Raw genomic sequence first — 10,842 nt, 5'->3', positions numbered from 1 at the left:
GTTCGTGGGAGTCAGGCTCATGGGGGTCAGCTCACCATCACCCACCTTCTATGTCAATATTCGTTTGTTTTAGAGAGGGCTGGAGGGACACGCAGCACTCCCCCGGCCGCGGGTCCATCGCGGCCCGCGCCGGGTCGTCACCGAGCCCTTCCAGCAGCCCCTGGCACAGGGCCAGGTTCATCGAGCACACCAGCAGCGGCTGCTCCTCGGCCAGCACGTGGAACGGGCAGTTGCGCAGCCGCACCCGGCCGCCCTCGGCGTACGGCTCGTAGCCGCGCTCACTCAGCACCCGCTCGACCGGCACGCCCCGGCGCCGCCGCGCCAGCCTGACGCCCGCGCCGCGCGCCGCCTCCTCGGCCCGCTCCTCGGCGCCGAGCACGTCCACCACGTCGGCCAGGACCGAGGCCAGGGTGACGTAGTCGCGCGGCGGCAGGCTCACCGACCGCTCGCCCCCGGCCCTGCGGTAGACCTTCGCGGGACGCCCGCTGCCCGGCCCCTTCCGCTCCTGCCGCCGAAACCCGCTCTCCAGCAGCCCCGCCTCGACCAGCTTGTCGAGGTGGTGCCCGGCCAGCGTCCTGGACACGCCCGCGGCCTCGGCCGCCTCCCCGCGGCCCACGTCGCCGCCCCGGGCCGCGACGGCGTCGTACAGGCTGCGGCGGACGGGGTCGTGCAACAGGGCCAGCGCCTCGAGGTCGTCGCTACTCACAGCGGGAGTCTATGAAACGCTCCCGATGCCGGCTCAGTAGGCGGCGATGAGATCCACGACGAAGACGAGCGTGTCGGAGGACTTGATCCCGTACTCCGGGTGGCCCGCGCGCCCGTACCCGTACGCGGGCGGGACGATCATCAGCACCCGGCTGCCGACCGGCACGCCGTCCAGCGCCTTGTCCCACGCCTTGATCACGCTGCCGTCGCCCAGCTTGAACGCCTTCGGTCCGCCGCCGGTCCAGGTGGCGTCGAAGACGCTGCGGCGGCTCCACACGGCGGCCTCGTACTGGGTGACCACGAGCTGCCCGGCCCGCGCGGCCCGCCCGTCGCCCCTGGCCAGCACCTTGGCCGCGAACGTGGCGGGCGGCGGCCCCGCGGGCACGGCCAGCGCGGGCCTGGCCCCGCCGCCGACCCGCACCCCGGCCAGCGTGCCGCCACGCGACTCGACCGAGGCGCCCTTGCGGTGGGCGCCGAGGATGTCCACGACGTAGAACAGCTCCTCGCCGTCGGCGACGCCCTGCGGCGGGTTGGCGCCGAACCCGTCACCCGGCGGGATGGCGGCGATGACGCGGCTGCCCACCCTGCGGCCCTTCAGCGCCCGCTCCAGGCCCGGCAGCAGCTCCCCCATGGGGAAGGCCGCCGGGGTGCCCCGGTTGAAGCTGGAGTCGACCAGGCGGTTGTCCCTGCCGTCCCACACGTGCGCGGTGTACTGGACGATCGCCACGTCGTCGGCGCGCAGCGGCTCGCCCTTGCCCGCCGCCAGTTCGTCCACCTGCAGCCCGGCCATCGGCTTGGCGTCGGGGAAGACGATCGTGGGACGGGCGCCGAACGGGCCGCCCACCTTCAGGTCCAGTTCTCCCGGCGCCCCGCTCGTACAGCCGGCCAGCGCGGGCGTCAGCAGCAGGGGGGCCAGCAGCAGTGACACGGCGGCACGGCGCATCGGTCCTCCCAGCACACGGCGGCCCGGCGGCGGGATGGCGCACGGTCGCGCACCGCGCTCGTGACGCGCTCGCGCGCGGCTGCGCGCCGCCGGGCTCGCGATGCTACCGCGACAGGAGACCGCCCGTCAGCAAGCCGCAAGGAACGCCCCGGGCGAGCGCCCGGGGCGTTCCTTCAGACAGTCGGGACGGTTCGCTCAGAAGGCCCCGAGGACGTCCACCACGAACACCAGCGTGCTGTTGGCGGGGATGCCCTGCTGCTCCTGGCTGCCGTAGCCGAGGTCCGGCGGGATGCTCATGACGACACGGCTGCCGACCGGCACCCCGGCCAGGCCCTTCTGCCAGCCCTGGATCACCTGTCCGAGCGGGAACTCGGCGGGCTCGCCCCGCTCCCAGCTCGAGTCGAACTGCTTGTCGGTGCCCCAGATCTTGCCCGTGTAGTGCACGGTGAGCGTCTGGCCCTCCCGGACCTTCTCGCCGGTGCCCTGGATGACCGTCTTGACGACCAGCTCCTTGCCGGGCTTGTCACCGGTCTTCGTGGTCAGCGTGGGAGCCTTCTCGCCGCCCGGGTTGTCCACCTTGACGCCCTTGAGGGACTCGCCCGTCTCCTTGCCGGTGGCCGCCTTCAGCGCCGGCGGCTGCGTGCCGACCACGTCGAACACGAACACCTTGGTCGGCTCGGCGGGCGTCGTCGCCTGCTGCTGGGGCACGGCGTCGTTGGCCAGCACGGCCAGCAGCCTGCCGCCGTGCTTGATCTTGGTGAAGCCCTCCTGCAGCACCTGCGGGAGCTGCTCGTTGACGGCGATCGTCTCCGGCGTCTTGGTGTCGTAGGACGAGCCCTGGGCGGCATTGCCGCCGCCGTCCCAGTTGTAGACGGTCAGGTTGACGATCACCCGGTCGCCGGCCTTGACGCCGTCGCCGGTGCCGGGCTGGATCACCTCGTACGACGACTTCGTGGCGGGCGAGCCGGAGGGGAAGGTCACCGTGGGCTTGGCGCCCACGTCCCCGGCGACCTTGACCCCGGACGACCCGCCGGACGCGACGGCGCCGGTGTCGGTGCCGGCACCGGCACCGGCGCCGTCATCGGAGCCGCACGCGGCGGCGGACAAGATCAATGGCACGGCGGCCAGAACGGCCAGAGCGCGGCGCATGGGTTTCCCTCGGAAAAGACGGCAGATTCGCGTCACCCTACCCGAGATGCCGGTAGGGGCGAGGTAAACGGAGCGTCACGTTCCGCCCTACATGCCCGCTATCAGCTTGTCGACCCTCTCGTCCACACTGCGGAACGGATCCTTGCACAACACCGTGCGCTGCGCCTGGTCGTTCAGCTTGAGGTGCACCCAGTCGACGGTGAAGTCGCGCCGCTTCTCCTGGGCCTTGCGGATGAACTCGCCGCGCAACCGCGCCCTGGTGGTCTGCGGCGGCACCGACTTGGCCTCGAAGATCTTCAGGTCGGACGCCACCCGGTCGACCGAGCCGCGCTTCTGCAGCAGGTAGTACAGGCCCCGCTTGCGGTGCACGTCGTGGTAGGCCAGGTCGAGCTGGGCCACCCGCGGCGAGGACAGCGGCAGGTCGTACTTGTGCCGGTAACGCTCGATGAGCTGGTACTTCGTCACCCAGTCGATCTCGCGCGCGACCAGGTCGAGGTTGCCCGTGTCGACCGCGTTCAGCGTGCGCTCCCACAGCTCCAGCACCCGGTGGGCGATGGCGTCGCCGCCGCGGCGGTCGACAAAGTCCTTCGCCTTGGACAGGTACTCCTGCTGGATCTCCAGGCTGGACGCCTCGCGCCCGTTGGCCAGGCGCACCCGGCGGCGGCCCGTCATGTCGTGGGAGACCTCGCGGATGGCCCGGATCGGGTTCTCCAGCGACAGGTCGCGCATCACCGTGCCCGCCTCGATCATGCGCAGCACCAGGTCGGTGGCCCCGACCTTGAGCAACATGGTGGTCTCGCTCATGTTCGAGTCGCCCACGATGACGTGCAGGCGGCGGAACCGCTCGGCGTCGGCGTGCGGCTCGTCCCGGGTGTTGATGATCGGACGCGAGCGGGTGGTGGCGCTGGAGACGCCCTCCCAGATGTGCTCGGCCCGCTGCGAGACGCAGTAGACCGCGCCGCGCGGGGTCTGCAGCACCTTGCCGGCCCCGCACACGATCTGCCGCGTCACCAGGAACGGGATCAGCACGTCCGCCAGCCGGCCGAACTCCCCGTGCCTGCCGACCAGGTAGTTCTCGTGGCAGCCGTAGGAGTTGCCGGCCGAGTCGGTGTTGTTCTTGAACAGGTAGATGTCACCCGCGATGCCCTCTTCGCGCAGCCGCTTCTCGGCGTCCACGAGCAGGCCCTCGAGAATGCGCTCGCCCGCCTTGTCGTGGGTGACGAGCTCGATGACGTTGTCACACTCGGGTGTTGCGTACTCAGGATGGCTGCCCACGTCGAGATACAGACGCGCGCCGTTGCGGAGGAAGACGTTGCTCGATCGGCCCCAGGACACGACCCGCCGGAACAAGTAGCGCGCGACCTCGTCGGGCGACAGCCTGCGCTGCCCCCTGAACGTGCAGGTCACGCCGTACTCGTTCTCCAGCCCGAAGATGCGACGATCCATCACCTCACACTATGCCCACGGATCGGCGAGCGGGAGAGATCTTCGCCGGTGTTTTACCACCGCTGCTTTACCACCGCGCGCCGCAAGTGCGCCTCGGCCCGCGCCCGCCCCCACGGGGCGCGGGTGTGCCGGCCCGCCGGTCAGGGGGTGTAGATCTCCTGAACCTGGACGATCTTCCCCTTGTACACGGTGATGAGGGCGGGGTGCGGGGTCTTGCCGTGCCGCTTGACCAGCGTCGCCGTGGAGCAGCGCGTGGCGCCCAGCCCCGTGCTGCGGCTCGCGGTCACGCTCTCGCCGGGCGTCTTGCACCCGTACGCGGACAGGAAGACCACGTTCTTGGCGATGGACGAGGCGTACGCCGTGACGTCGCCCTCCGGCGGGCCCTCGAAGTAGCCCTCCGTGCGGGTGCCCTTCTTCCACCTGATCGGCTCGTACTCGGCCACCGAGCCGCTCACGTGGGTGATCCAGCCGCGCAGGATGCCGTCGTGGCGGGTGTGGATGCCCTTGGTGAAGTCGTGCCCGGGGTCGGACTGGAAGGTGGTGCCGAAGACCTTGGGCGCCTTGTACCTGGGGAACGCGGCGGCGTCCGCCGTGGACACACCGGCGGTGAGCAGCACGGCTCCGGCGGCACCGGCAGCGAGGAGGCTGCGCAAGGGAGTGTTCATAGCTGTTGAGATCCTTGATCCACCGCACATGTTCGCCCACCGCGGAGTGATACAGGTCACACTCTCCAGCGGCCCCGCCCCCTTCACCCAGCCGCATCACCCGCCACCCACGCCCCGACGCCTTTACATTGTAGATTTCCAGGCGAGCGGCCTCCGCGGAACAGCACCGGCTGCCCGCGCGAAACGACGACGGGGACCGCCCGGTTCGGCGATCCCCGTCGGAATGTCCCGTGCCCCTACAGCGGCGAGGACCCGTCGTCCACGTCGCCGTCGGGCCCAGTGGGCGGGGACGTGGGCGGCGACGTGGGCGGCGGGGTGTCCTCGGAGCCGGCGGACGGCGCCGGCGGCGGGGTGGTGCTCGACGGCGGGTTGCTGGTCTGGGCGAGCAGCCGCTCCAGCCGCGCCCCCGTCAGCCGCAGGAACTTGCGGTGCTCCCGGTTGCGGTCGAGCACCGCCACCTCGAGCTGCGCCAGCGGCGGACGCTCACCGCCCGGCTCGGTCAGCGCCGTCAGCGCCACCTCCAGCGCGTCGGCCAGCGACATCGACTCGCGGTAGCGCTCCTTCAGCCGGGTCGCGACCGCCTCGGCCTGCCCGCCCATCGCCGCGAAACCGTGCTCGTCGAAGACGGACCCGTCGAAGGTGAGCCGGTAGATGGCGTCACCCTCCTTGGTGTCGCCCACCTCGGCGACCACGACCTCCACCTCCAGCGACTTGATCGACTCGGTGAAGATGCGGCCCAGGTTGGAGGCGTACAGGTTGGCCAGGCCGCGGCCGGTGACGTCGGAGCGGTCGTAGGTGTAGCCGTTGATGTCGGCGTAGCGGATGCCGCCGAGCCGCAGTTCCTCGAACTCGTTGTAGCGGCCCACGGCCGCGAAGCCGATGCGGTCGTAGATCTCGCTGATCTTGTGCAGCGCCCGCGACGGGTTGGGCGCGACGAACACGATGCCGTCCACGTACTGCAACACGACGACCGACCGGCCCCGCGCGATGCCCTTGCGCGCGTAGTCGGCCTTGTCCCGCATGATCTGCTCGGGGGACGCATATCCGAAAGGCATGGACACGTGTGGTGGTCCTTTCTAGCGCAGCGGGGCGATGGGGCCGTCGGGCGAGATCAGGCGGGCGTCGAGCATCTGCTGGACGTACCCGGACACCTCGTCCTGCGACAGGCGGCGGAAGCCGTCGGCGTCGATCACGGACACGATGGGCCAGATCTTCCTCGTCACATCCGGCCCGCCCGTCGCCGAGTCGTCGTCGGCCGCGTCGTACAGCGCCTGGATCAGCGTCATCACCATGTCGTCGGCCGTCGAGCCCTCGCGGTAGAGCTTCTTCAGCGACCCGCGCGCGAAGATCGAGCCGGACCCGATCGCGTCGAACTTCTCCCGCTCGTACGGCCCGCCCGCCACGTCGTAGCTGAAGATGCGTCCTTCGTCCCGCGTGGGGTCGTACGCGGCGAACAGCGGCACCACCACCAGCCCCTGCATCGCCATGGCGAGATTGCCCCTGATCATGGTGGCCAGCCGGTTGGCCTTGCCCTGGACCGACATCGATCGGCCCTCGACCTTCTCGTAGTGCTCCAGCTCCACCCGGTACAGGCGGGCGAACTCGATGCCCGTGCTGGCCGTGCCGGCGATGCCCATGCACGAATGGTCGTCGGCGCGGAACACCTTCTCCACGTCACGCTGCGAGATGATGTTGCCCGACGTCGCCCGCCGGTCGCCCGCCATGATCACGCCACCGGCGAAGGTGGCGGCCACGATCGTGGTCGCGTGCGGCACCTGGTCGCCGATCGGCGTCGCCAGCGCCTCGTCCCGCGGGGGCAGCAGCTCGGGCGCGTACGAGCCGACGAACTCCGTGAACGAGGAACTTCCGGTGTTCTGGAAAAGCCGGTTCACCAAGCCGACGGGCAGATCCCTGTGCGATGCCACGCGACTCCCTCCAAACGTTCAGTGTTCCTAGGGCGACCCTACTCATGTTGGGTTGTTGTCTGCACTTCCCACGATCAGCTCACGGCGAACCCTCCTCCGGGACTCTCCTGAAAGGACCGGTACGCCGGAACCGGCGTACAAGGCCCGTGTTCAGATCGTTTCTTTACGGCGGTCACCGCCCGTGCGATTGTCGGTATGTCTGCACATCCTCAACAGGAGGCTGACATGCGACTCCTCAGCCGGACCGCGTTGATCGGGGCCATCGCCGCACTCACCCTCACCTCCTGCGGCACCGGCGGCGGCGCCGACGGGGGCAGCACCGTCCTCACCATCGCCGCCAACTCCATCGAAGGCGGCAAGAACTCCGAGACCGCCCAGTGGATCAAGCAGTGGGTGATCCCCGAGTTCGAGAAGACCCATCCCGACGTCAAGGTGCTGTTCCAGCAGAGCGGCGTCGACGACGAGCAGTACAAGACCAAGGTCGCGCTCGACCTCAAGTCCAGGACCGGGGCCGACGTCATCGACCTCGACGGCATCTGGGTCGGCGAGTTCGCCCAGGCCGGCTACATCAAGCCGCTCACCGACGTCGGCGGCGCCACCGTCGGCCAGTGGGAGGGCTGGGCCCAGATCCCCGAGGCCGTCCAGGGCCTCGGCATCTTCGACGGCAAGAAGTACGGCCTGCCCCAGGGCACCGACGGCCGCGTCCTGTTCTACAACAAGACCCTGTTCGCCAAGGCCGGCCTGCCCGCCGACTGGCAGCCCACGAGCTGGCAGGAGATCATCGACGCCGGCGTCAAGCTCAAGGCGGCCGGCGTGCCCGCCCCCATCCAGCTCAACGCCGGCACCGCCATGGGCGAGGCCACCACCATGCAGGGCGTCCTGCCCCTGCTCGCCGGCGCGGGGGCCGAGATCTACTCCGGCGGCAAGTGGACCGGGGGCTCGCCGGCCATGAAGGACGTCCTCGGCCTCTACCAGCGGATCTACGGCGGCAGCGGCCTCGGCGACCCCCGGCTCCAGCAGGACGCCAAGGGCCGCGACAAATCCTTCGCCCGCTTCGCCGAGGGCGAGATCGGCATCCTCGCCGAGAGCGACTACTTCTGGCGCTCGGTCATCGAACCCCAGGCCGGCGTCGCCCCCATGAAGGACCGCGACCAGGCCGTCGGCTACGCCAAGATCCCCGCCGTCCGGCCCGGCGGCGGCGTGCGCGGCCAGGACTTCGTCAGCATGTCGGGCGGCGCCGTACGCGTGCTGAACCCGTTCTCCAAGAGCCCCCGGCTCGCCTGGGACCTGCTCGCCTTCATGCACTCGGCCGCGGCCACCAAGTCACAGCTCGCCGGGCAGGCCCGCATCAGCTCCCGCACCGACGTCAACGACGAGGTGCTCGCCGCCGATCCCATGCTCAAGTACATCGCCGACGAGGTGCTCCCGCTCACCGCCTACCGTCCGGGGCTGGCCGTCTACCCGCAGGTCTCCACCGCCCTGCAGGAGGCCACCGCGGCCGTCGTCAGCGGAAAGACGCCGGACGAGGCGTCGGCCGCCTACCAGAGCGCGCTGGAGGGAATCGTCGGGGGCGCGGCCAATGTCGGTGGCTGACGCCGCCGGGCTCGGCCGGGGCAGGGCGATCGCGTTCGTCCTGCCCGCCCTCGCCCTCATCGCCGTCTTCCTCGTCTTCCCCGCCCTGTGGACCATCTACCTCGGCCTCACCGACTACCGCCTGACCGGCCTGGCCGCCGCCGAGCCCCGGTTCGTCGGCGTGGACAACTACACCGGCGCGCTGAGCGACCCCCGCTTCCTCACCTCGCTGTGGCTCACCCTCGCCTACGTCGGCGGCTCGGCCGTCATCGGGCAGGCCGGGCTCGGCTTCACCCTGGCCTGGCTGCTGCGCACCCGCACCGGGCCCGTCCGGCGGGTGCTCGAAGGCGTCGTGCTGCTCGCCTGGATCCTGCCCAGCACCGTGGTCGGCTTCCTCTGGTACGCCCTGCTCGACTCCGACGACGGCACCCTCAACGCGCTGCTGAGCACCCCCGGCCTGGCCTGGCTGCTCGACTACCCGCTGCTGTCGATCATCGTGTTCAACGTCTGGCGCGGCACCGCGTTCTCCATGATGCTCTACTCCGCCGCGCTGGAGAACGTCCCGCCCTCCCACCTCGAGACCGCCCGCCTGGCGGGGGCCGGGGTCTTCCAGCAGCTCCGCGACGTCGTGGTGCCCCTCATCCGCCGGCACATCCTGACGAACCTGCTGCTCATCAGCCTGTGGACGTTCAATGACTTCACCCCGTTCGTCCTGACCGGCGGCGGCCCGGAAGGCCGCTCCGAGATCCTGCCGGTCTACGTCTACCGCGTCGCGCTCAAGGACGGCCAGCTCGGCGCCGGAGCGGCCATCTCCTTCCTCATCCTGCTCATCAACCTGCTGTTCGCCCTGGCCTACCTGCGCCTGCTGCGCGGCCGGCGGCGACCCCAGGAGGCCGCCGCGACCCCCGGCCCGCCCGCATGAGGAGCAGGCCTCATCCCACCCGCACGGCGGCCCGGCGCCGCAGCCGGAGAGCAGTCACATGATCCGCCACACCGTCGGCAGACTCACCGCCACCATCGTCATCGCCGTCGTCCTGGCCCTCTTCGCGCTGCCCATGCTCTGGCTGGCCAGCGCCCCGTTCGACGACACCCCCTCGATCACCACCTCCATCCCCGACTTCACCCTGGGCAACTTCTCCGCCATCCTCGACAACCCCTACGCCCTCGGCTCGATCCGCAACTCGCTCATCCAGGGCGGCGGCGCGGCCGTCGTCGTCGTGGTGCTCGCGGCGCTGGCCGCCTACGCGCTCTCCCGCGTCCGGGTGCCCGGCCGCGACGTCCTGCTCTACCTGCTGCTCCTGCTGTCGTCCGTGGTCACCGGCACCGCGGCCATGGTGCCCATCTTCGAGCTGGCCACCCGTCTCGGCCTCATCGACACCCATCTCGGGGTCGTGCTCGTCGTCTCCGGCGGCCTGCTGCCCGCCGCCATCTTCATCCTCAAGGACTTCATGGACGAGACCCCCACCTCGTACGAGGAGTCCGCCCGCGTCTTCGGCGCCACTCCCCTGCAGATCCTGCGCCACATCGTCGTGCCCCTCGTCCGCCCCGGCCTGGCCACCATCGCCGTCTGGGCGCTCGCCAGCGTCTGGGGCGGCTTCCTGTTCCAGTTCATCCTGCTCAGGGATCCGGAGAAGGCGCCGGGCTCGGTCATCCTCTACACCCTCTACACCGAGGGCGGCGCGCCCAAGCTCGACCTCATCTCCACCTTCTCGCTGCTCTACTCGCTGCCCGTCGTCGCCATGTACCTGTTCGTCTCGCAGCGCTACGGCTTCCGCTTCCACGGAGGAATCAAGCGGTGATCACCCTGCACGCCCTCGCCAAAGTGTTCCCCGGCGGAGTCCACGCCCTCGACGGCATCGGCCTCACCATCGCCGACGGCGAGTTCTTCGCCCTGCTCGGCCCGTCCGGCTGCGGCAAGACCACGCTGCTGCGCACCATCGCCGGGCTCGAGACCCCCACCCGTGGCAGCGTCCACATCGACGGCAAGGACGTCACCCGCCTGCCCCCGGGGGACCGCGACGTCGCCATGGTCTTCCAGGACTACGCGATCTTCCCGCACATGGACGTCACCGCCAACATCGCCTACCCGCTGCGCATCAAGAAGGTCCCCCGCGCCGAACGCGCCGCCAAGGCCGCCGGCGTCGCCGCCCGGCTCAGCCTCACCGAGCTCCTGCACCGCCGCCCCGCCGAGCTCTCCGGCGGCCAGCAGCAGCGCGTCGCGCTCGCCCGCGCCATCGCCTGCCACCCCACCGCCTTCCTGTTCGACGAGCCGCTGTCCAACCTCGACGCCCGCCTGCGTCTCGAAGCCCGCACCTTCCTCAAGCGCCTGCAGCGGGAGCTGGCCGTCACCACCGTCTTCGTCACCCACGACCAGGCCGAGGCGCTCGCGCTGGCCGACCGCATCGCCGTCATGTCCGCCGGCCGGATGGTCCAGGTC

11 protein-coding genes are annotated in these 10,842 nt (G+C 70.6%); 4 read left to right on the top strand and 7 right to left on the bottom strand.

Features of this window, described 5'->3' with window-relative positions; genetic code table 11:
- Positions 1–37: 37 nt before the first annotated feature.
- The 7 genes from FAF44_RS48550 to prcB form a co-directional block, all read right to left on the bottom strand.
- The gene (locus FAF44_RS48550) at positions 38–706 is read right to left on the bottom strand and encodes a metalloregulator ArsR/SmtB family transcription factor (protein WP_237110252.1); all 669 of its coding nucleotides are present in this window, start codon (positions 704–706) and stop codon (positions 38–40) included.
- Between the two features lie 33 nt (positions 707–739).
- Positions 740–1,648, bottom strand: a complete 909-nt coding sequence (locus tag FAF44_RS48545) for an FKBP-type peptidyl-prolyl cis-trans isomerase (RefSeq protein WP_237110251.1) — start codon at positions 1,646–1,648, stop codon at positions 740–742.
- A gap of 195 nt (positions 1,649–1,843) precedes the next feature.
- Positions 1,844–2,797 carry an FKBP-type peptidyl-prolyl cis-trans isomerase gene (locus FAF44_RS48540; protein ID WP_237110250.1) on the bottom strand — a complete coding sequence of 318 codons (954 nt, stop codon included), beginning with the start codon at positions 2,795–2,797 and terminating at the stop codon, positions 1,844–1,846.
- Between the two features lie 87 nt (positions 2,798–2,884).
- Positions 2,885–4,243 carry a Pup--protein ligase gene (pafA, locus tag FAF44_RS48535; RefSeq protein WP_237110249.1) on the bottom strand — a complete coding sequence of 453 codons (1,359 nt, stop codon included), beginning with the start codon at positions 4,241–4,243 and terminating at the stop codon, positions 2,885–2,887.
- A 140-nt stretch (positions 4,244–4,383) separates the two neighbouring features.
- The gene (locus FAF44_RS48530) at positions 4,384–4,908 is read right to left on the bottom strand and encodes a hypothetical protein (protein ID WP_237110248.1); all 525 of its coding nucleotides are present in this window, start codon (positions 4,906–4,908) and stop codon (positions 4,384–4,386) included.
- Between the two features lie 236 nt (positions 4,909–5,144).
- The gene (prcA, locus tag FAF44_RS48525; protein WP_237110253.1) at positions 5,145–5,963 is read right to left on the bottom strand and encodes a proteasome subunit alpha; all 819 of its coding nucleotides are present in this window, start codon (positions 5,961–5,963) and stop codon (positions 5,145–5,147) included.
- 21 nt (positions 5,964–5,984) lie between these two features.
- Positions 5,985–6,833 (bottom strand): proteasome subunit beta, encoded by an 849-nt coding sequence (gene prcB / locus FAF44_RS48520; RefSeq protein ID WP_237110247.1) that lies wholly within the window; start codon positions 6,831–6,833, stop codon positions 5,985–5,987.
- A gap of 225 nt (positions 6,834–7,058) precedes the next feature.
- On the opposite strand from prcB, the gene FAF44_RS48515 reads away from it, so the two are divergent.
- From FAF44_RS48515 to FAF44_RS48500, 4 genes are all read left to right on the top strand, one after another.
- Complete coding sequence (locus FAF44_RS48515; RefSeq protein WP_237110246.1) at positions 7,059–8,426, top strand: extracellular solute-binding protein; 1,368 nt, start codon at positions 7,059–7,061, stop codon at positions 8,424–8,426.
- Positions 8,413–9,327 carry a carbohydrate ABC transporter permease gene (locus FAF44_RS48510; protein WP_237110245.1) on the top strand — a complete coding sequence of 305 codons (915 nt, stop codon included), beginning with the start codon at positions 8,413–8,415 and terminating at the stop codon, positions 9,325–9,327. Before FAF44_RS48515 ends, FAF44_RS48510 begins: the two co-directional genes overlap by 14 nt.
- A 58-nt stretch (positions 9,328–9,385) precedes the next feature.
- A complete protein-coding gene (locus FAF44_RS48505; RefSeq protein ID WP_237110244.1) occupies positions 9,386–10,204 on the top strand; it encodes a carbohydrate ABC transporter permease in 819 nt (272 codons plus the stop codon).
- Positions 10,201–10,842 (top strand): ABC transporter ATP-binding protein (locus tag FAF44_RS48500; protein ID WP_237110243.1); only part of this gene is annotated, 642 nt, incomplete at its 3' end. The genes FAF44_RS48505 and FAF44_RS48500, both read left to right, overlap by 4 nt.

Source organism: Nonomuraea sp. MG754425, from assembly GCF_021699195.1.
Lineage (GTDB): Bacteria > Actinomycetota > Actinomycetes > Streptosporangiales > Streptosporangiaceae > Nonomuraea.
This window is presented reverse-complemented; position numbering and strand designations above follow the sequence as displayed.

Bases quoted from the DNA above. Each gene is read 5' to 3' on its own strand.
- FAF44_RS48545 (WP_237110251.1), bottom strand. From the start codon at position 1,648: ATGCGCCGTGCCGCCGTGTCACTGCTGCTGGCCCCCCTGCTGCTGACG.
- FAF44_RS48540 (WP_237110250.1), bottom strand. From the start codon at position 2,797: ATGCGCCGCGCTCTGGCCGTTCTGGCCGCCGTGCCATTGATCTTGTCC.
- pafA (WP_237110249.1), bottom strand. From the start codon at position 4,243: ATGGATCGTCGCATCTTCGGGCTGGAGAACGAGTACGGCGTGACCTGC.
- FAF44_RS48530 (WP_237110248.1), bottom strand. From the start codon at position 4,908: ATGAACACTCCCTTGCGCAGCCTCCTCGCTGCCGGTGCCGCCGGAGCC.
- prcA (WP_237110253.1), bottom strand. From the start codon at position 5,963: ATGCCTTTCGGATATGCGTCCCCCGAGCAGATCATGCGGGACAAGGCC.
- FAF44_RS48515 (WP_237110246.1), top strand. From the start codon at position 7,059: ATGCGACTCCTCAGCCGGACCGCGTTGATCGGGGCCATCGCCGCACTC.
- FAF44_RS48510 (WP_237110245.1), top strand. From the start codon at position 8,413: ATGTCGGTGGCTGACGCCGCCGGGCTCGGCCGGGGCAGGGCGATCGCG.
- FAF44_RS48505 (WP_237110244.1), top strand. From the start codon at position 9,386: ATGATCCGCCACACCGTCGGCAGACTCACCGCCACCATCGTCATCGCC.